The 20015-nt window shown below is 67.4% G+C and carries 20 protein-coding genes and 1 pseudogene; 7 read left to right on the top strand and 14 right to left on the bottom strand.

All coding sequences use genetic code 11. The features are described from left to right. The 6 genes and pseudogenes from WAZ62_RS03105 to aspS form a co-directional block, all read right to left on the bottom strand. Window positions 1–153: pseudogene (locus tag WAZ62_RS03105) on the bottom strand (riboflavin biosynthesis protein RibD); the annotation flags it as partial. Window positions 154–181: 28 nt separating this feature from the next. Beyond that, on the bottom strand, window positions 182–643 hold the full coding sequence (gene nrdR / locus WAZ62_RS03110) for a transcriptional regulator NrdR (RefSeq protein ID WP_109919739.1): 462 nt from the start codon (window positions 641–643) through the stop codon (window positions 182–184). Between the two features lie 69 nt (window positions 644–712). Further along, the gene (glyA, locus tag WAZ62_RS03115; RefSeq protein ID WP_422642070.1) at window positions 713–2014 is read right to left on the bottom strand and encodes a serine hydroxymethyltransferase; all 1302 of its coding nucleotides are present in this window, start codon (window positions 2012–2014) and stop codon (window positions 713–715) included. A 34-nt stretch (window positions 2015–2048) separates the two neighbouring features. Continuing rightward, window positions 2049–2516 (bottom strand): ribose 5-phosphate isomerase B, encoded by a 468-nt coding sequence (rpiB, locus tag WAZ62_RS03120; protein ID WP_422642071.1) that lies wholly within the window; start codon window positions 2514–2516, stop codon window positions 2049–2051. A gap of 108 nt (window positions 2517–2624) precedes the next feature. Beyond that, window positions 2625–3263 carry a glutathione S-transferase family protein gene (locus WAZ62_RS03125; protein WP_422642072.1) on the bottom strand — a complete coding sequence of 213 codons (639 nt, stop codon included), beginning with the start codon at window positions 3261–3263 and terminating at the stop codon, window positions 2625–2627. Between the two features lie 206 nt (window positions 3264–3469). Next, the gene (gene aspS / locus WAZ62_RS03130; protein WP_422642073.1) at window positions 3470–5245 is read right to left on the bottom strand and encodes an aspartate--tRNA ligase; all 1776 of its coding nucleotides are present in this window, start codon (window positions 5243–5245) and stop codon (window positions 3470–3472) included. A 140-nt stretch (window positions 5246–5385) separates the two neighbouring features. On the opposite strand from aspS, the gene WAZ62_RS03135 reads away from it, so the two are divergent. The 3 genes from WAZ62_RS03135 to WAZ62_RS03145 are packed head-to-tail and all read left to right on the top strand — an operon-like array spanning window position 5386 to window position 8443. Then, window positions 5386–6483, top strand: a complete 1098-nt coding sequence (locus tag WAZ62_RS03135; RefSeq protein WP_422642074.1) for a Rieske 2Fe-2S domain-containing protein — start codon at window positions 5386–5388, stop codon at window positions 6481–6483. Between the two features lie 48 nt (window positions 6484–6531). After that, window positions 6532–7707 (top strand): ribonuclease D, encoded by a 1176-nt coding sequence (gene rnd, locus WAZ62_RS03140; protein ID WP_422642075.1) that lies wholly within the window; start codon window positions 6532–6534, stop codon window positions 7705–7707. Window positions 7708–7735: 28 nt separating this feature from the next. Beyond that, complete coding sequence (locus WAZ62_RS03145; RefSeq protein WP_422642076.1) at window positions 7736–8443, top strand: PrsW family intramembrane metalloprotease; 708 nt, start codon at window positions 7736–7738, stop codon at window positions 8441–8443. Window positions 8444–8557: 114 nt separating this feature from the next. Here the strand turns inward: WAZ62_RS03145 and ppx are convergent, their stop codons facing one another. From ppx to WAZ62_RS03180, 7 genes are all read right to left on the bottom strand, one after another. Then, the gene (gene ppx / locus WAZ62_RS03150; RefSeq protein ID WP_422642077.1) at window positions 8558–10069 is read right to left on the bottom strand and encodes an exopolyphosphatase; all 1512 of its coding nucleotides are present in this window, start codon (window positions 10067–10069) and stop codon (window positions 8558–8560) included. Window positions 10070–10080: 11 nt separating this feature from the next. After that, window positions 10081–12267, bottom strand: coding sequence for an RNA degradosome polyphosphate kinase (locus WAZ62_RS03155; protein WP_422642078.1), 2187 nt, complete (start codon window positions 12265–12267; stop codon window positions 10081–10083). Between the two features lie 64 nt (window positions 12268–12331). After that, complete coding sequence (locus WAZ62_RS03160; protein ID WP_422642079.1) at window positions 12332–13033, bottom strand: DNA replication protein; 702 nt, start codon at window positions 13031–13033, stop codon at window positions 12332–12334. Further along, entirely contained in the window at window positions 13023–14099 is a 1077-nt protein-coding gene (locus WAZ62_RS03165; protein WP_422642080.1) for an AI-2E family transporter, read from the bottom strand. Before WAZ62_RS03165 ends, WAZ62_RS03160 begins: the two co-directional genes overlap by 11 nt. Next, the gene (locus WAZ62_RS03170) at window positions 14096–14647 is read right to left on the bottom strand and encodes a CDP-alcohol phosphatidyltransferase family protein (protein ID WP_422642081.1); all 552 of its coding nucleotides are present in this window, start codon (window positions 14645–14647) and stop codon (window positions 14096–14098) included. The genes WAZ62_RS03165 and WAZ62_RS03170 overlap by 4 nt, the downstream gene beginning before the upstream one ends. A gap of 19 nt (window positions 14648–14666) precedes the next feature. After that, entirely contained in the window at window positions 14667–15863 is a 1197-nt protein-coding gene (locus WAZ62_RS03175; protein WP_422642082.1) for a DUF2066 domain-containing protein, read from the bottom strand. A gap of 70 nt (window positions 15864–15933) precedes the next feature. Continuing rightward, entirely contained in the window at window positions 15934–16518 is a 585-nt protein-coding gene (locus WAZ62_RS03180) for a uracil-DNA glycosylase family protein (protein ID WP_422642083.1), read from the bottom strand. Between the two features lie 109 nt (window positions 16519–16627). On the opposite strand from WAZ62_RS03180, the gene purM reads away from it, so the two are divergent. From purM to WAZ62_RS03195, 3 genes are read left to right on the top strand one after another with little or no spacing between them, the layout of a single operon-like run. Next, complete coding sequence (gene purM / locus WAZ62_RS03185; RefSeq protein ID WP_422642084.1) at window positions 16628–17713, top strand: phosphoribosylformylglycinamidine cyclo-ligase; 1086 nt, start codon at window positions 16628–16630, stop codon at window positions 17711–17713. After that, window positions 17710–18354: a phosphoribosylglycinamide formyltransferase gene (gene purN, locus WAZ62_RS03190; protein WP_422642085.1), complete on the top strand. Its 645-nt coding sequence runs from the start codon at window positions 17710–17712 to the stop codon at window positions 18352–18354. The genes purM and purN overlap by 4 nt, the downstream gene beginning before the upstream one ends. Before the next feature lie 5 nt (window positions 18355–18359). Continuing rightward, complete coding sequence (locus tag WAZ62_RS03195) at window positions 18360–19268, top strand: lytic transglycosylase domain-containing protein (RefSeq protein WP_422642086.1); 909 nt, start codon at window positions 18360–18362, stop codon at window positions 19266–19268. Here the strand turns inward: WAZ62_RS03195 and WAZ62_RS03200 are convergent. Then, complete coding sequence (locus WAZ62_RS03200; RefSeq protein ID WP_422642087.1) at window positions 19199–19651, bottom strand: DUF6362 family protein; 453 nt, start codon at window positions 19649–19651, stop codon at window positions 19199–19201. The genes WAZ62_RS03195 and WAZ62_RS03200 overlap by 70 nt on opposite strands. Before the next feature lie 138 nt (window positions 19652–19789). Between WAZ62_RS03200 and WAZ62_RS03205 the strand changes: the two genes are divergently transcribed. Further along, window positions 19790–20015 (top strand): helix-turn-helix transcriptional regulator (locus WAZ62_RS03205; RefSeq protein WP_422642088.1); only part of this gene is annotated, 226 nt, incomplete at its 3' end.

Consider the following 20015-nt stretch of genomic DNA (forward strand, 5'->3'; position numbering starts at 1 on the left):
CGCCAGCGCCTCGGTCTCGGCATGGGGCCGGCCGCCGGGCTGGGTCCAGCCCCGGCCGACGACGACGCCCTCCTTGACGAGGATGCAGCCGACCGCCGGATTGGGCGCGACATTGCCGAGGCCACGCCGGGCAAGGGTCAGCGCCGCCGCCATGTGGCGGCGGTCCATGTCGGAAAAGCGGTCAGTCGTTGTCCGCACCGGCCAGCCGTCCGACGAAAGTCTCGAAATCCTTGGCCTCGCGGAAATTGCGATAGACCGAGGCATAGCGGACATAGGCCACGGAATCGATGGACGCGAGGCCCTCCATCACCATCTCGCCGACGAGATCCGAGGGGATTTCGCTCTCGCCCATGGATTCGAGCCGCCGGACGATGCCCGAGATCATCCGCTCCACCCGCTCGGGCTCGACGGGGCGCTTGCGCATGGCGATCATGATCGACCGGGCCAGCTTGTCGCGGTCGAAGGGCACGCGGCGGCCGCTCTTCTTCACGATGGTGATTTCGCGCAGTTGCACCCGCTCGAACGTGGTGAAACGGGCGCCGCAGCCGGGGCAGAAACGCCGCCGCCGGATCGCCGCGTTATCCTCGGTCGGACGGCTGTCCTTCACCTGGGTTTCTTCATGGCCGCAGAACGGGCAGCGCATCCTATTCCCCCTTAGCCCCGACGAAATGAGCGGCGCCGCGAAAACCCGGCGCGGCGCCGCCTCATCAGATTAACGATAGATCGGGAAATCGGCGCAAAGCCGCGTGACCTTCTCCGCCACCGCCTTCTCGACCGCGCCGTTACCCTCGACGCCATTGGCGGCGAGACCGTCCAGCACCTCGGCGATCAGGTCGCCGACATACTGGAACTCCGCGACGCCGAAGCCCCGCGTGGTGCCGGCGGGCGTGCCGAGACGGATGCCCGAGGTGACCATCGGCTTTTCAGGGTCGAAGGGAATGCCGTTCTTGTTGCAGGTGATCTGGGCCCGGTCCAGCGCCTTCTCGGCGATATTGCCGGTCAGCTTCTTGGGCCGCAGGTCGACCAGCATCAGGTGCGTGTCGGTGCCGCCCGAGACGAGATCGAAACCGTGGCCTTTCAGGCGCTCGGCCAGGGCCCTGGCGTTTTCCACCACCTGGCGGGCATAGGCCTTGAATTCGGGCTGCAGCGCTTCGCCGAAGGCGACCGCCTTGGCGGCGATCACATGCATCAGCGGGCCGCCCTGCAGGCCAGGGAAGACCGCCGAATTGATCTTCTTGCCGAGGTCGGCGTCGCGCGACAGGATCATGCCGCCGCGCGGGCCGCGCAGGGTCTTGTGGGTGGTGGTGGTCACGACATGGGCGTGATCGAGCGGGTTCGGATGGGCGCCGCCCGCGACGAGACCGGCGAAATGCGCCATGTCGACCATGAACCAGGCACCCACCTTGTCGGCGATCTCGCGGAATTTCGCGAAATCGATCTGGCGCGGATAGGCCGAGCCGCCGGCGATGATCAGTTTCGGCTTGTGCTCGAGGGCCAGGGCCTCGACCTCGGCGAAATCGATCTGGTGGGTATCCGGCTTCACCGAATAGGGCACCGGCTTGAACCACTTGCCCGACTGGTTGGCGGGCGCGCCATGGGTCAGGTGACCGCCGGCGGCGAGGTTGAGGCCAAGGAACGTGTCGCCCGGCGACAGCAGGGCGAAGAACACCGCCTGATTGGCCTGGGCGCCCGAATGGGGCTGGACGTTGGCATAGGTCGCGCCGAACAGCTGGCAGGCGCGGGAAATCGCCGCGGCTTCCGCCTTGTCGACCTCTTCGCAGCCGCCGTAGTAGCGCTTGCCCGGATAGCCCTCGGCATATTTGTTGGTCAGGACCGAGCCCTGGGCTTCCAGCACCGCCTTGGAGACGATGTTCTCGGACGCGATCAGCTCGATGAAATTCTGCTGGCGATGCAGCTCGAGATCGATCGCATGGGCGAGTTCGGGATCCCGGTCGGCAAGGCTGCCGCCGAAGAAGGGCGAGAGATTGGAAAGGGCGGCGGGAGTCGCGGTCATGGGCGGACCTCGCAGATCGGGGGACGAAACGGGTTCAGCAGGACGGGGCGCCGGGGCCGCCCGAACTCGGCGGGCATCCCAGCTTGGCGACACGGCCGGCATGGCGGCCCCCTTCATAGGGGGTCTCGATGAAGGCGACAAGGCAATCGCGCGCAACCTCTAGGCCGATCATGCGCGCGCCCAGCACCAGCACATTGGAGTCGTTGTGCTGGCGCGACAGGCGCGCGGTCAGGCCGTTGTGGCAGAGCGCGGCGCGGATCAGGGGGTCGCGGTTCAGCGCGATCGAAATACCGATGCCCGAGCCGCAGATGGCGATGCCCTTCTCGGCCTTGCCGGTCGTCACGGCCTGCGCCAGGGCATAACCGAAATCGGGATAGTCGACCGACGCCGGCCCGTTGGTGCCGAGATCCAGCACCTCGAAACCACGGGCCTTGAGTTCATCGGCGAGGAAGGATTTCAGTTCGACGCCGGCGTGATCGGACGCCAAGGCAATGACGGACACGGCAGCGCGCCCTCCAGATGATGATGGCAGGGGGCGGACGTTACCAGATGTCGGCGACCATTGCCATGCCGCACACCATGGGTGCGGCATGACGACGGTGCAGCTCTCTCAGCCGCCGAACATGGCCTTTTCCGCCGTCAGCGCCTCGATGAAGGCGGGGCGGGCCAGGATGGTGGCGGCATAGGCGGCCAGCTTGGGGTAAGTCGCGGCGTCGATCTCGTAGCCCGAGTGCATCAGATTGACGATCTGGGCAGCCACGGCGATATCGGCCAGGGTCAGCCGGTCGCCGACCAGGAAGTTGCTGGCCGGGATCTGGCCCTCGAGATAGGCGAGGAGCGGCGGGAGGCCTTCCGTCTCGGCCTTGGCCGCGGCGGCCTCGTCACCAGCCTGACCCATCATGCGGGGCAGGACCACGCGGTTCCAGAAGATCGGCGCGACCTGCGCCGACAGGACGGTATCGGCGAATTCCTCGAACCAGATGGTGCGGGCGCGCTGCGCGGGATCGGCCGGCAGCACCGGCTTTTCGGGGAATTTCGCCTCGACATAGGTGATGATCGCGGTCGAGTCGCAGATCTTGAAATCGCCGTCGGCGAAGCCGGGAATCTTGCCGAGCGGGCTCGCGCAGCGGAATTCGTCGCTCTTGTCGCCCGGCATCACCGGACGCTGCTCGAAGACGAGGCCCTTTTCCTTGAAGGTGACCAGCGTCTTGCGGACGAACGGGGACAGGCCCACACCATAGAGAATCATCGTTACCTCCCTTGCCCCTTATTCCCAGGGCAGGGCTGGACAATGACTCGTTCCCGTTGCCGAAACCAGCCCCCCGGAGGGGCGGGAGAGGCCCCCTCCCGCCCTTTCGTCATTGCGGCGAAGGCCGGAATCTCGGCAAGGATGGGGCGCCTTCTCGTCGCGAGATTCCGGCCTTCGCCGGAATGACGAATGTCGGGGGCCGAACCTTACTTCTTCTCCGGCACGGCCAGCCGGATCGAAAGCTCGCGCAGCTGCTTCGGGGTGACCTCGGCGGGGGCGCCCATCATCAGGTCCTCGGCCTTCTGGTTCATCGGGAAGACGATGACTTCGCGGATGTTCGGCTCGTCCGCCAGCAGCATGACGATACGGTCGACACCCGGCGCGATGCCGCCGTGGGGCGGGGCGCCATAGCGGAAAGCGTTCAGCATGCCGCCAAAGCGCCGCTCGACCTCGTCCGCCGGATAGCCGGCGATGTCGAAGGCCTTCAGCATGATGTCCGGGCGATGGTTCCGGATCGCGCCCGACGACAGTTCGATGCCGTTGCAGACGATATCGTACTGATAGGCGTTGATGGTCAGCGGATCGCGGGTTTCCAGCGCTTCCATGCCGCCCTGGGGCATCGAGAACGGATTATGCGAGAAGATGATCTTCTTCTCGTCCTCGTCATACTCGAACATCGGGAAGTCGACGATCCAGCAGAAGCGGAAGGTGTCCTTCTCGATCAGATCGAGTTCGTTGCCGATGCGGGTGCGGGCGAAACCGGCCAGCTTGGCGGCCGACAATTCCTTGTCGCAGGCGAAGAAGATGGCGTCGCCATCCTTGCAGCCCGAGATTTCCTTGAGCTGGGCGACCCGCTCCGGCCCGATGTTCTTGGCGACGGGGCCCTTGCCCGCCTCGCCCTCGAAGATGACGTAGCCGAGGCCGGCGGCGCCTTCGCCCCGTGCCCAGTCGTTCATCTTGTCGAAGAAGCTGCGGGGCTGGCTGCCGGCGCCCGGCGCCGGAATGCCGCGCACCACGGCGCCCTGCTCGACCGCCTTGGCGAAAATGCCGAAGCCCGAGCCGCGGAAGACTTCCGAGACGTCGACGATCTTGATCGGGTTGCGCAGATCCGGCTTGTCGTTGCCGTACCACAGCATCGAGTCGCGATAGGCGATATGGGGGAAGGCGCCTTCGGCGATCCGCTTCGTCGAGAATTCGCGGAACACGCCCGCGACCACCGGCTCCACGGCCGCGAAGACGTCGTCCTGGGTGACGAAGCTCATTTCGAGATCGAGCTGGTAGAATTCGCCCGGGCTGCGGTCGGCGCGGGCATCCTCGTCGCGGAAGCAGGGGGCGATCTGGAAATAGCGGTCGAAGCCCGCGACCATCAGCAACTGCTTGAACTGCTGCGGCGCCTGGGGCAGGGCATAGAACTTGCCCGGATGCATGCGGCTGGGCACCAGGAAGTCGCGCGCGCCTTCGGGGCTCGACGCCGTCAGGATCGGCGTCTGGAATTCCATGAAGCCCTGGTCGATCATGCGCCGGCGCAAGCTGGAGATCACCTTCGAGCGCAGGATGATGTTCTGGTGCAGCTTTTCGCGGCGAAGATCGAGGAAGCGATACTTCAGGCGGATCTCTTCCGGGTACTCCTGATCGCCGAAGACCGGCATCGGCAATTCTTCCGCCGCCGACTGGACCGCGATCTCGCCGATGCGGATCTCGATCGCGCCGGTGGCGAGATTGGCGTTCTCGGTGCCTTCGGCGCGCTTCACCACCCGGCCGGTGACGGTGATGACCGATTCCGACCGCAGGGACTCGACCGTCGCGAAGGCGGCTTCATCGGTTTCGACCACGCATTGCGTGATGCCGTAATGGTCGCGCAGATCGACGAACAGCAGGTTGCCGTGGTCGCGCTTGCGATGGACCCAGCCGGACAGGCGAACGGTCGAACCGATGTCGGCGGCGGTCAGCTGGCCGCAGGTATGGGTGCGATAGGCGTGCATGGTTTCGAACAACTCCGATGCGATGGCCGGGTTTTACGGGTGCGGGCGCGCCTTAGCAAGCCCGGCCCGCAAGCCTTGCAACAGCCATGCGTCATCTGGAGGGGGGCATTTCCCGTGGAAATTTGCTAACAAGCGGGATCATGACCGATACCGCCGCCACGACACCCCCGGAATCCGCCGAAATTCGACCCGCCCGCGGCATCGACGCGCCCGTCTGGCTGCGCGACCTGTGGTATCTCGCCCTGCCCTCGCGCGAGTTGAAGCCGGGCGCCATGCTGGCGAAAAGCCTGCTGGGCGAACCCGTGCTGCTGGCCCGCGAAGCGGACGGCACCGCCTTTGCCCTGCGCGATATCTGCCCGCACCGGGGCATTCCCCTGTCCTGCGGCCGCTTCGACGGGCGCGACGTCGAATGCTGCTATCACGGCTGGCGCTTCGACAAGACCGGGACCTGCACCGATATTCCCGCCCTGACCGCCGACCAGGACATCAGGATCGACCGCATCAAGGTGCGGCGCTATCCGCTGGCCGAGAAACACGGGCTGATCTGGATCTTCATCGGCGACCCGGCCGCGGCCGAGACGACGCCGGTGCCGGACGTGCCCGGTTTCGAGCCGGGCGCCCGCCCGTCCCATGTCGAGAAGATGATCTTCCCCTGCCCGCTCGACGATGCGGTGGTCGGGCTGATGGACCCGGCCCATGGGCCTTATGTCCACCGCTCGTGGTGGTGGCGGACCAAGGCGTCGATGCACGAGAAGGCGAAGCAGTTCGCCCCCTCCTTCCTCGGCTTCACCATGGTGCGCCACGCGCCGTCGAAGAATTCCTTCGCCTATCGCCTGCTGGGCGGCAAGCCCGAGACCGAGATCGCCTTCCGCCTGCCCGGTATCCGCACCGAGGAAATCTCGGTCGGCAAGCATCGCTTCGCCGGCCTGACGGCGATCACGCCCCTGACCGCCAATTCCTGCGAGATCACCCAGGTCATGTATTGGACCATGCCCTGGGTGACGGTGATGAAACCCATCCTGCGCCATTTCGCCCGCACCTTCCTGAAACAGGATGGCGACATCGTCACCATGCAGCAGGCGGGGCTTGCCCATAATCCGTCGCTGATGCTGCTCGAAGACGCGGATACCCAGGCCAAATGGTACTATCTTCTCAAGAAGGAATTCGCCCGGGCCAAGGCCGAAGGGCGCGAATTCCAGAATCCGGTCAAGGCGCGTGTCTTGCGCTGGCGGTCCTGACGGATCCGCTGCCGGTCGCCGAGTGCTGAAAGGACGAATGATTTTCCGATGCCTAAGGGTTACCTCCACATCAAGGACACGGAAGAGCTGACGGCGCTGGTCGAGCGCCTGAAACAAGCCGAATATGTCACCGTCGACACGGAATTCCTGCGCGACAACACCTATTGGCCGAAGCTCTGCCTCGTGCAGGTCGCGGGGCCGGATGTCGCCGCCATCATCGATCCCGTCGCCCCGCTGATCGACCTGCAGCCCCTGTTCGACCTGATGGTCGACCCCAAGGTGCTGAAAGTCTTCCATGCCGCCCGACAGGACATCGAGATTTTCCTGAAACTGTCGGGCCGCATCCCCGAGCCGCTGTTCGATACCCAGGTCGCGGCCATGGTCTGCGGCTATGGCGACAGCGTGTCCTACGAAACCCTGGTGGCCAAGATCGCCAAGGCCGGTCTCGACAAATCGTCGCGTTTCACCGACTGGAGCCGCCGCCCCCTGACCGACCGCCAGCTGACCTATGCCATCGGCGACGTCACCCATTTGCGCAAGGTCTATGAGGTGCTGTGGGCCGAGCTGGAGCGCAGCGGCCGCACCGAATGGCTGGACACCGAGATGGCGGTCCTGATGGACCCCGGCACCTATATCGTCGAGCCGGAAGATGCCTGGCAGCGGATCAAGACGAGGACCAGCAACCGCCGCTTCCTCGCCGTCCTGCGCGAAGTCGCCGCCTGGCGCGAGACCGAGGCCCGCGCCCGCGACCTGCCGCGCGGCCGGATGCTGAAGGACGACGCCCTCCTCGAGATCGCGGCCCATCCGCCGACTTCGATCGACGACATGAAGCAGTCGCGCGGCGTGCCCAAGGGTTTCGCCGACGGCCGCCTCGGCCCGTCGCTGCTCGAAGCGGTGCAGCGCGGCCTCGACTGCCCGGAAGACCTGTTGCCTGAATCCGAGAAGGTGGCCGAAGCCCCGCGCGGCATTGGCCCGCTGGTCGAATTGCTGAAGGTGATGCTGAAACTCCAATGCGAGGATCATGGCGTCGCCCAGAAGCTGGTGGCCAATACCGCCGACCTCGAGGCGATCGCCGGTGACGACGAGGCCAATGTCCCCGCCCTTCAGGGCTGGCGACGCAAGGTCTTCGGCGAAGCCGCCCTCGACCTGAAGCACGGGCGCCTCGCGCTTGCCGCCGAGGGAAGGCGGATCAAGCTGATCAAGCTCGGCCAGAACGCCGGCTGAGCCTGAACGACCGGACGGGGGGAGCCGCATGGCGCCGCTGATCATGATCGGGGCCGCGCTGCTGCCCGCCCTCGTCCTGCTGGTCTATTTCGTCACCAGCGACCGTTTCCCGGAGCCGAAGAGGGCCATTCTCGGCACTTTCTTTCTGGGCCTCGCGACGGCCCTGCCGATCCTCGCCATCGTGCTGCCCCTCGGCGCGGCGATCGAGCCCCTGATCGCGGACCCTTTCGCGCTGGCCGCGGCCCGGGCCTTCCTGCTGGCGGCGATCCCCGAGGAAGCCTTCAAGCTGGCGGTGCTCCTCCTCTATTGCCGGCGCCACAAGGCCTTCGACGAGCCGATGGACGGCCTTGTCTATGGCGTCGCCGCCTCGCTCGGCTTCGCCGCCCTCGAGAATCTGCTCTATGTCATCGGCGGCGGCGACGGCTGGCTGGGCATCGCCCTGATCCGCGCGCTGTCCGCCGTGCCGGGTCATGCCATGCTGGGGGCGATCATGGGCTTCTACGTCGCCCGCGCCCATTTCGAGCCCCAGAGGGCGGGCCAACTGATCGCGGCGGCCCTTCTGGTGCCGATCGCCCTGCACGGATTTTATGATTTCGGCCTGATCGCCTCGACCCTGACCGGCAATGCCGCCTGGGTCCTGCTGGGCCTCGCCATGCTGATGGTCGAACTCGTCTTCGCCCTCCGCCTGCACCGCCGCCTGCGCCGCGATCAGGCGACACTGCCGAGCGCGGCTTAAGCGCCATTCAATTGTCGTCGTTCCGGCGAAGGCCGGAACCTCGTGACGAAAAGGCGCCCTGTCCTGATCAAGATTCCGGCCTTCGCCGGAGTGACGAGGAGGTGAGAGCCGGCCTTACGCCGTCGCCTCGACCGTGACCGGGCAACCGAGCAGGCGGCCAACGGCGGCGAGGCGGCGGCGGACGACTTCGCCGTCGAGATGCATGTGGCGCCTGGGCAGGCGCAGCACCAGATTGCCGCCCGCGACTTCCAGCGAGCAATCGTGCAGCACGCCGGGCGTCGCCCCCGACAGACAGTGGCCGAGACGGAATGCGCAGCCCATGACCTTGGCCTGCAGGATCTGCTTCTCGTCGAGCACGGCGGAAGCCTGGCGGCAGGCGCCCGCCTCGGGGTCGCCGTCATAGCGGGCATAGATCGCGAGGGCAAGCTGGGCCCGTCCCTGATGATCGATGCCGACGAAGGGGCCGCGCAGGATCTCGAACAGGCTTTGCTGGGCGCGGTAGTCGGGATGGCCGCGCCAGCCGATGTCGGACAGATGGCAGGCGGCGCGGCGCAGGCGCCGGTCTTCCGGGTTCTCGTCGGCGAAGAGCCGGGCGGTCCAGGCGAACATTTCATCGCCGTGCTCGGCGAAACGGCCCATGCGCGCGCCCATCTCGCAGGCGGTCTCGATCAGCGGGTCGAGGCCGCGCTCCCGTGCCGGCAGGCGGCTGTAGAGCAGGCCCTCGCGCAGGCCATAGGCCGAGAACACGACATCGCGCGGCCGCGCCGCCTTCAGCACCCGATCGAGCAGCAGCGCGGCGAAGGGCAGCGTGTCGAGCCGGCGGCGGGACAGGCCCGAAATCCGCTCCAGACTGTCACGCGACAGATTGGCGATGACGCGCGAGAGGTCGCGCACGTCGCCGCGCTGGATGCGGTAATGATGCAGCACCCGCAAGGGGTAGGAAACCTGCGCCATGTGGATCTTGGCCAGCGCCCGCCAGGCGCCGCCGACCGCGAAGAAACTACGGCCGCGCAACTGGTCGAGCCAAGGCAACTCCGCCAGGGTCTGGTCGATGATCTGGGTCGCCCTGGCCTTGTCGCCGCCCGCGACTTCCATCAGGCGCAGGGGGCCGAGCGGGGTCGTCGCCTGGGTGCCGACGCCGCCGTCGCCCACCATGACGAGTTCGAGACTGCCGCCGCCGAGGTCGCCCACCAGCCCATCGGCATCGGGAATGGCGGACAGCACGCCTTCGGCCGAGAAATAGGCTTCCTCCTGGCCCGACAGCACCCGGATCGGCAGGCCGGAGATTTCACCGGCCCGGGCGACGAATTCGGCGCCGTCGCTGGCATCGCGCACCGCCGCCGTCGCCACGATGTCGAGGTGGCGCACCGCCATCACCCGGGACAGGGCGACGAATCGCTCCAGCGCGGCATAGGCGGACGCGAGGCCTTCAGGGTCCAGCCGGCCGGTCGAAGCCAGCTTGCGGCCAAGGCCGCACAGGACCTTTTCGTTGAACATCGTCGCCGGATTGCGGCCGCTGCCTTCGTAGACCACGAGGCGGACCGAATTGGAGCCGATGTCGACGACCCCGACCCGCCCGATCTGCTTGCCCTTCGTTCGATGCGCTGGAGCCTCGGCAATACTCATCACGTTCCAGGTCACTGTTCGTCCAGCACCAGGCGCGGTGCCTGGCCGGTCTTAAGCGCCTTGCCGCGACCCGACAAGCTCGGATTCGTCATGAAATAGTTGTGCGCTGAAAAGCCGCCATCCTTGGCATGGACCCGGACGAAACTGCCGTCGGGACGCAGATCCCACGACTGCGCCTCGTCCTTGAGATTGGCGATCATGATCTGGTCCAGCACCTGGGCGTGAACCGTGGCGTTCAGGATCGGCACCAGGGTCTCGACCCTTCGGTCGAGGTTGCGCGGCATCCAGTCGGCCGAGGACATGAAGACCTTGGTGTGATTCGACGGGATCTCGTGACCGGCGCCGAAGCAGACGATGCGCGAATGCTCGAGGAAGCGGCCGACGATCGACTTCACCCGGATATTCTCGGACAGGCCCGGCACGCCCGGGCGCAGGCAGCAGATGCCGCGCACCACGAGTTCGATCTGCACCCCGGCCTGCGAGGCGCGGTAAAGCGCGTCGATGATCTCGGGATCGACCACGCTGTTCATCTTCGACCAGATCTCGGCCGGGCGACCGGCCTTGGCGTGTTCGATTTCGTCCTCGATCAGGCGCAGCAGGGTCGGGCGCAGCGTGTCGGGCGAAGCCGCCAGCTTCACGAGATGTTCCGGCCGGGCATAACCCGTCAGGAAGTTGAACAGATAGGCGGCATCGCGGCCCAGCACGGGGTCGGCGGTGAAATAGGACAGGTCGGTATAGATGCGGGCGGTGATCGGGTGATAATTGCCCGTGCCGAAATGGGTATAGGTCACCAGCTGGCCGCTCGGCTCGCGCCGGACGACGAGGCTGATCTTGGCGTGGGTCTTCAGCTCGAGGAAGCCATAGACCACCTGCACGCCCGCGCGTTCGAGATCGCGCGCCCACTTGATGTTGGCGGCTTCGTCGAAACGGGCCTTCAACTCGACGAGGGCGGTGACAACCTTGCCCGCCTCCGCCGCCTCGACCAGCGCCTTGACGATCGGGCTGTCGTTCGAAGTGCGGTAGAGCGTCTGCTTTATCGCGACGACCGCGGGATCCTGCGCAGCCTGGCGCAGAAACTGGACCACCACGTCGAAGGATTCGTAAGGATGGTGGACGATGATGTCCTTGGAACGGATGGCGGCGAAGCAATCGCCGCCGAAATCGCGGATCCGTTCGGGAAATCGCGGATTATAGGGCGGAAACTTCAGGTCCGGCCGATCGTCGGTGATCAGCTGCTTGGTATCGGCGAGGCCGAGGATGCCGTCGACGACGACGACATCCGAGGCCGAGGCTTCCATTTCCTCGACGACGAAACGGCGCAGGTCCTCGGGCATGGCGCTGTCGATCTTCAGGCGGATGACGACACCCTTCCTGCGGCGCTTCAGCGCCGATTCGAACAGGCGGACCAGATCTTCCGCCTCTTCCTCGATTTCCATGTCGCTGTCGCGGATCAGGCGGAACAGGCCCTTGCCGGTCAGTTCGTAATTCGGGAACAGCCGGTCGAAGAACAGGCCGACCACGTTCTCGAGGCTGATGAAGCGGATATCGTCGCCCGGCAGCCGGATGAAACGCTCGATCTGGCTGGGCAGCGGCAGCAGCGCCTTCATCTGCTGGCCGTCGGACTTGCGCTTCAGCTGCAGGACGCTGGCGAAGCCGAGGTTGGGCAGGAAGGGGAAGGGGTGCGCCGGATCGATGGCGAGCGGCGTCAGCACCGGGAAGATATAGTCGAGGAAGCGGCCGGACAGCCAGGTCAGCTCGTCCGCGGTCAATTCCTCGGGCTGCAACACGAAAACACCGGCGGTGCGCATTTCGTGATTGAGGTCGATCCAGCAGCGCTGCTGGTCGGCCATCAGCTTGCTCGCCATGGCGTTGATCGCGGCCAGCTGCTGGGCCGGGGTCAGACCGTCATAGCTCAGGGTCTCGACCCCGGCGCGGACCTGACCGCGCAGGCCGGCGACCCGGACCATGTAGAATTCGTCGAGGTTGTTGGCCGAGATCGACAGGAAGCGCAGCCGCTCGAGCAGCGGGTGCTTCACGTTCCAGGCTTCGTCCAGCACCCGGTAATTGAAGGCCAGCCACGACAGTTCGCGATTGATGAAACGGTCCGGACTGGTCAGCGCGACCTGGGGCGCCACGGTCGGGGCAGTTTCATACTCGTCTGCGCTGGCCGCCGCCAGATTCGGGGCGCTGTCGGTCACGGGCCACTCCTTCAACAAAGATCGTCGATTATGGCGCGAAAACTACAACAGCAAAATGACAGTGTCATGGCGGCGGTGCCGCGTCCTCGCCCGTGGCGAAGCCGGCGACCACCCGGCGCACCAGCGCGGGGCCAAGGCGCCCGCCGACACTGAGCGATTCCCGGTCGAGGGCGGCGACAACGGCGCGCGCGGCGGCGGGCGTCCGGTCGATCCGTGTCACCAGCCAGTCGAGCAGCCGGGCCTCGAGGCTCAGCTGCCGGTCGGCCAGCAGCTTGGCGACGAGGGCGGCCAGGGTCGCCTCGTCCGGCAGGCCAAGGTTCGCGACCGGCACCGCCCCGAGGCGGGAGCGCAGATCCGGCAGGCTGACCGGCCAGCGCGCCGGGGCGGCGCGCGCCGTCATCAGCAGGCTGCCGCCTTCTTCCCGCAGGAGGTTGATCAGGTGGAACAGCGCCGTCTCGTCCGCGATCTCGTCCGCCCCCTCGATCAGCAGGGGGCCGGCGGCGATTTCGGGGACCAGGGCCGAGGTCAGGTCGGCCGGCGCGATCCGGTGGGCGCCGGCAGCCTCGGCCCAGACTTCGGCCAGATGGGTCTTGCCCGAGGCGGCCGGCCCGGCAAGCGCGAGGATCCGCCCCGGCCAGTCGGGCCAGCGGGCGATGAAATTCACCGCCGCCTCGTTGCCGGCGTGGACGATCAGGTCGTCGCGGCCAAGGGCGCTGCGAAAGGGCAGATCCAGCGGGATCTGGACCGGGGCATGGTCAGCCGACACTGTCCGCCTCGCCCTTGTAGAAACGGCTGGCGAGATAGCGCTGCAGGCCGAAACGGACCAGCACGCCGATCGCCGCCGCCGCCGGCACCGCCAGCAGGACGCCGAGGAAGCCGAAGAGGGCACCGCCCGCGAGGATGGCGAAGACGATCCACAGATCATGCAGGCCGACACTGCGGCCGACGAGGCGCGGCTGGATGAAGGTGCCCTCCAGCCCCTGAACGATGAGATAGACCCCGAGGATGGAGCCGAGCCGCACCCAGTCGAGGCCGACCTCGCCAAGGCCGACGATCATCGCCAGCAGCAGGCCGACAAGGCCGCCAACATAGGGAATGAAGGCCAGGAAACCGGCGACGAGGCCGATGATCAGGCCGAAATTCAGCCCGGCGATGGTCCAGCCCAGGGCATAGAGCGTGCCCGAGATCAGGCAGACGCCGAGCTGCCCGCGCACGAAGCCGGCCAGCGCCCGGTCGATCAGCCGTGCCTGCTCGCGGATCGTGGGGGCGTAGGGCCGGGGCAGCCAGCTGTCGATGGCGACGATGATCCTTTCCCAGTCGCGCAGCAGATAGAAGGCGACGACCGGGGTGATCAGCATGATCGAGATGAAATCGACGACGACGAGCCCACCCGACCACAGGCGCGAGACGAGATCCCCCAGCATGGTGACCGCGCTCTTGCCCACTTCGTTGAGGCCCGAGGAAACCGCCGTGCGCTGCTGACGGGTCAATTCCGCCATGATGCTGTCGATCAGCCCGCGCCCGGCGCCCTGAGCGCGGTCGATCAGGTCCGGCAGGGCCTGACCGAAGGCGATGACCTGGTCACGCAGCATGGGGAACAGGGCCAGGCCGACGATCAGCACGACCAGCACGGCCCCGGCCATGATCAGCGCGGTGCCGAAGGGCCGCGAAATGCCGTGGCGGTCCAGCCAGTCGACCACCGGGTCGAGCAGATAGGCGATCGCCATGCCGACGACGAAGGGCAGCAGTACCGGCGCCAGCGCCCAGACCAGCAGACAGAAGACGGCGACGACACCGGTCCAGAACAGCAATTGGCCCCGCGCGCTCATCATCCCTGCTCCATGCCCGACATGTCCCTAAGCCAGATGACGAGATAGCGATACCAGGAGATGGCCGTGGTCAGCGCCGTCACCCCTATCATGACCGAAGTGCCGATATCGGCAATATCGCCGAAACCGAAGGCGAAATGGGCCAGCACCCAGGACACCAGCGCGATCTGGACCACCGTGTTGAGCTTGGAGACGAAGGTCGGCCGGATTTCCACGTCATGGTCGAGGACGCCGGCCAGCAGCACCGCCCCGATGATCAGGAAATCGCGCGAGATGACGAGAAGCACCAGCCAGATCGGCAGGATGTGCTGCCAGCCCAGGGTGACGAACAGCGAAACCAGCAGGGCCTTGTCGGCGAGGGGATCGAGATAGCGGCCGAGCGCAGTCTCCATGCCGCAGCGCTTGGCCAGGAACCCGTCGACGCCGTCGGAAACCCCGGCGCCGACGAAGAGCCAGAAGGCCGCCGCGTGATGCTGTTCGAGGATCAGCCAGACGATCACCGGCACCGCCCCGAGACGGCCCAGGGTGATCATATTGGCGAGATTGAGCATGGGACCCTGCCCCGCCCCCCTATTGGAAGAGGAAGTCCGGCGCGGGCGAGGACTGCGCCGGAGAGGGCGCGGCCGGCACGGACGTCGCGGGCGAAGACAGGGGCACCTGACCGATGGCGCCCGGGGCAAGGGCGCCTTGCGGTGACAGCGACGTGTCGGGGACGAGGCCAGGCGCCGGCACCGAGGAGCCGATGCCCTGGTGCAGTTGCCAGCCCTCGGCGCCAAGGTCGAGGCCGACGCCGCGCTGCGACAGCATGTTGCGAAGCCCGGCCGGCTCGCCCTGATAATCGACGATCACCGTCGCCTTGCCGACCATCAGCTTGCGCACGCTGACCTTGCGCACGCCCGGCGTCGCCTGGATGGCGGCCTTCAGGGCCTGCCATTCCTTCAGGCCGGCGAAGACCGCCGTCGCCTGGAGACTGGCCGGCGGGCCGGCGGGCACGGCATTCTGGCTGCGGTAACGCTCCTGCACCGCCGCCGCCGCCGCCGTTGCCGCCTGATCATAGGCGCCGGCCGGAAAGCTGCCGGTATAAAAGGGCGCCTGACCGGCATCGCCGACCGAAACCGCGAGGCCATTGGCCGATTCCGTCGCCTGCGCGACGATGGCGCCCGAGGCATCGTAATGCTGGGCGATCTGGGTCAGGCCGGCGACATCGCCCTGCCGCGCCGCTTCCGGGTTCAGCGCCTGAAGATCGGCGAGATCGCCCTGCGGGATCACCAGCTTCAGGGCATCGGCCCCGGTATTCCGCCGGTCCCAGGCGGCGCGCCAAGGATTGTCGCCCTCGAACAGCACCGGGCCGGCGGGGCCGATGAACAGCGGAACCACCGCCAGCGGATGATCCGCCGCCTCGACATAATCGACACCGGCGCCGGCCAGCAGCTGGTCGATCGCCTCGCGCCGGAACTCGACGGTCAGGATCGCGGAATAGCTGGTCGCCGTGGTCTTTTCCTGCTGGACCTCGAAGCCCTGCATGGTCTGGAACACCAATTGGTCGGTGACCGGCGGCAGGCGGCCGGCGCCGCCTTGCGCCGCGAGGCGCTTCAGCAGCGTGTCCAGGGCCTCGCGCTGGGCCTTGGTCGTGGCCGCGTCGCGCGCCGCCAGCGGATCGGCCGCCGTCGCCTGCGCCACGACACCCTCGACCGAATAGGTCTCGGCCCTGGCCGGCAGCGCCAGCAGCAGGGCTCCCAGCAGGGCGGAAAGGAAAAGGCGCGCCATCAGCAGGACCGATCGAAAGAGTCAGACAGTTCCGCGACTATAGCCCGAAGGTGGGCGCGGACAAGGCGGGTCAGAGCAGGGCCGCCACGCGGCGGCGGATCTCCGGCACCACCTCCACCTCGAACCAGGGGTTTTTCTTCAGCCACATGAGGTTGCGCGGCGAAGGGTGGGGCAGCGGCAGAAGGCCGGGCAGGAAGTCGCGGAACGCCCGGACCGTCTCGGTCAGGGTCCGGCCGGTGCGGCCGGCCAGATGCCAGCCCTGCGCATGGGCGCCGATGACGAGGGTCAGCTCGATGTTCGGCAGGCCCGCCAGCAGCCGGTCCCGCCATTGCGGCGCGCATTCGGGCCGGGGCGGCAGATCGCCCTTCTTCGGCACCGTGCCCGGAAAGCAGAAGCCCATGGGCAGGATGGCGATTCGCGCCTCGTCATAGAAGACCTCGCGCGTGATGCCCATCCAGTCGCGTAAGCGATCGCCGGACGGGTCGTTGAAGGGGATGCCGGTTTCATGCACCCGCCGCCCTGGCGCCTGTCCGACCACCAGCAGCCGGGCCGTGGTCTTGCCCCGTACCACCGGCCGGCCCCCGTGCGGCAGCTGCGTTTCGCAGATCCGGCAGGCCCTGACCTCGGCCAAAAGTGCCTCGAAGTCCTGATTCATCGCGATTCCCCGGCGCCGATCCTTGAGAATGGCGCGGTTTGCAGTATGGTCCCCGCATTCGGACTCCCCGGCCGAAATTCGCGGCCGGCAGACTTCCATCGGGATACTCATGACGAGCGGTTATACCTATCGCGGCGCGGGCGTCGACATCGAAGCGGGCGATGCCCTGGTCGAGGCGATCAAGCCCGCCGCCAAGGCGACCTTGCGCCCCGGCGTAATCGGCGGACTTGGCGGTTTCGGCGCCCTGTTCGACCTGAAGGCGGCGGGCTACACCGACCCCCTGCTCGTCTCGTCGACGGATGGCGTCGGCACCAAGCTGAAAGTCGCCATCGCGGCCAATATCCACGACACGGTCGGCCAGGACCTCGTCGCCATGTGCGTGAACGACCTTGTCGTTCAGGGCGCGGAGCCGCTGTTCTTCCTCGACTATTTCGCCTCGTCCCGGCTGAAGGTGACGGCGGCGGCGGCGGTCATCCAGGGCATCGCCAAGGGCTGCGAGATCGCGGGCTGCGCCCTCATCGGCGGCGAGACGGCGGAAATGCCCGGCCTTTACGAGGAAGGCGATTATGACCTCGCCGGCTTCGTCGTCGGCGCGGTCGAGCGCGACAAGCTGCTGACCGGCGCCGATGTCGCCCCGGGCGACCTGCTGATCGGCATCGGCTCTTCCGGCATCCATTCCAACGGCTATTCGCTGGTCCGCCGCATCGTCGAGGGCGAGGGTTTCGCCTATGACGGTCCGAGCCCGGTCGAGGATGGCGTCAGCCTGGCGCAGACCCTGCTGACCCCGACCAGGATCTATGTGAAGGGCCCCCTCGCCGCCCACAAGGCCGGCCTCGTCAAGGCCTTCGCCCATATCACCGGCAGCGGCATCATCGGCAACCTGCCCCGCGTGCTGCCCGAGGGCACGGCGGCGGAACTGGACGCCGCGCGCTGGGCCTGGCCGGCGATCTACGACTGGCTGCAAAAGATCGGCCGGCTCGATGCCCGCGAACTGGCCAACACGTTCAACTGCGGCCTCGGCATGATCGCGGTCGTCTCCCGCGAGAAGGCGGACGAAGCCCTGCGCGTGCTGCACAGTGCTGGCGAGACCGTCGGCATCGTCGGCCGCATCACCGAGCGCAAGGGCGAAGCGCAGACCACCGTGATCGGTCCCGCCGGCAGCTGGGGCCAGGACAAGCTCTGGTCCGTCTCGTGAGCGGCAAGCGGCGCACGGCGATCCTGATCTCCGGTCGGGGCTCGAACATGGCGGCGCTGCTCGACGCCGCCGCCGGCCAGCCAGCCTATCCGGCGGATATCGCCCTCGTCCTGTCCAACCGGCCGGGCGCCGCCGGCCTCGCCCGGGCCGAGGCGGCCGGCATCCCGACCCAGGTCATCGACCACAAGGCCCATGCCGGGCGGGCGGAATTCGATGCCGCCCTCGACGCCGCGCTGGAAGCTGCCGGGATCGAGCTCGTCGTCCTCGCCGGTTTCATGCGCCTGCTCACCCCCGGCTTCACCGAAAAATGGCTGGGCCGCATGGTGAACATCCATCCCAGCCTGCTGCCCTCGTTCAAGGGCGTGCATGTCCATGAACAGGCGCTGGCGGCGGGCGTGCGCTTTTCCGGCTGCACCGTCCATTTCGTCACCGCCGACATGGACGCCGGGCCGATCATCGGTCAGGCCGTCGTGCCCGTGCACCCCGGCGATACGCCCGATGATCTGGCCGCGCGAACGCTGGCGGCGGAACACCGGCTCTATCCCGCCGCCGTCGCCCTGGTCGCCACCGGCGGGGCCCGGCTCGAAGCCGGCCGCACCGTTTACGACGGCGACGGCTGGGACACGGTCACCCTGACCTGAGCCCCATGGCGCGGCGCCTCGCGATACTCATCGTTCTGGCCGCCGCGCTGATGGCGCCGCCCGCCGTCGCCACCTCGGGCAGGGCGCGGCTGGTGCAGGCCTTCACCGATCTTCGCCTCGGCAAGGCCGATCTCGAGGATGCCCAGGTCATGCTGGACGCGGCGCAAGCCGGCGATGCCCGCTCGGCCGAGGCCATCGCCTGGATGCTGGGCACCGGCACCGTGCTGGACCGCAACGCGCCCCTCAGCTTCGAATGGTATCTGCGGGCCTATCTGCTCGGCCTGCCGGACGGGGTCGCCATCGCCTATCGCTATTATCAGGCGATGAACGCGGTCGAGCGCTCGCAGCTCGATCCCGCCGTGCTCGCCTATGTCATCAAGGAAGCGACCAAGCCGCCGCCGCCCGCCGCGAATCCGGCGCCGGCCAATCCCGTCCCCCTCGCCGTGCCGCCGCCGACCTCGGCCCAGGTCGCCGAGATCATGAAGATCCTGGCCGAGGAGACGGCGGGCAGCAATGTCTCCCTCGCCCTCGCCAAGGCGGTGGCCAAGGTCGAATCCGGCTTCCGCTCCAATGCCCTGTCGCCGGCCGGGGCGCGCGGCGTCATGCAGATCATGCCGGCGACGGCGCGGGGCGAATTCGGCCTCGATCCCGATACCCTGTGGGACGCCCGCGTGAACATCCGCACCGGGGTCCGCTTCCTCGGCCAGCTGATCAGCCGCTATGATTCGGTCGATATCGCGCTCAGCCATTACAATGGCGGCTCGCGCGTCGGGCCGCCGGGCCGGGCCAAGGTCATTCCAGCGACCCAGCCCTATGTCGACGCGGTGAAGGCCTGGATGAATTACTACCTCGCCCGCGAGACGACGCCGGCCCCGGCCACGCCCCGGCAGGACATTTTCGTCATCACGCCCTGAGGCGTCGCACCCTGAGCGGGCGGAAGGTTCAGGTGCCCGGCGATCACCCGCAGCGCCGCCGCCTGCCGGTTGGCGACCGTGTTGCGGTGGCAACCGATCAGCCGCGCCAGCTTGGCCACCGGAATGCCGCTGGCGAGGGCCCAAGCGATTCGCCGCTGCGCCTCGGTCAGCAGGGCCAGCCAGGAGATGACCTGCTCCAGCCGGTCGATGGCGCCGGGGCTGGGCGGCCCCAGCCGGACTTTCGGCCCGTCGGCGTCCTGGGCGGTGACCGCGTCGCGCACCACGTCCGGCCAGGCGGAGCGCGGGCCGAGGCGGAATTTCGCCTCCCCGTCCGGCAGGCGGCGCAACGTATCGGCGGCTTCCGCCAGCCAGTCCTCAACCATCGCGCTTGTCCACATGCCCGCCAACCCCCTTGCCGCCAGACCGGCGAAGGATACCACTCGACTAGAACAAAACAAGAACATTTTGCCCATTCCGGGTAAGTCATGTAAAGTGAGCGCACACAGATCGGGAGCATACCGATGCAAAACCGCCTTGCCGAGCTGCGCCGCCGGGCCGGGCTGACGCAGGATCAACTGGCGACACTCGCCGATACCGGCCGCTCGCAGATCGTCAAGCTGGAACGGGGCGAGCGGCGCATGACCGTCGACTGGATGCTGCGCCTCGCCAAACCCCTCGGCTGCGACCCCAAAGATCTTTTGCCCGAGGAGGAGCCGGCCACGCCGACGCCTCCCCCCTCTCTCTGGG

Origin of the sequence: Zavarzinia sp. (assembly GCF_049306435.1) — a bacterium.
Lineage (GTDB): Bacteria > Pseudomonadota > Alphaproteobacteria > Zavarziniales > Zavarziniaceae > Zavarzinia.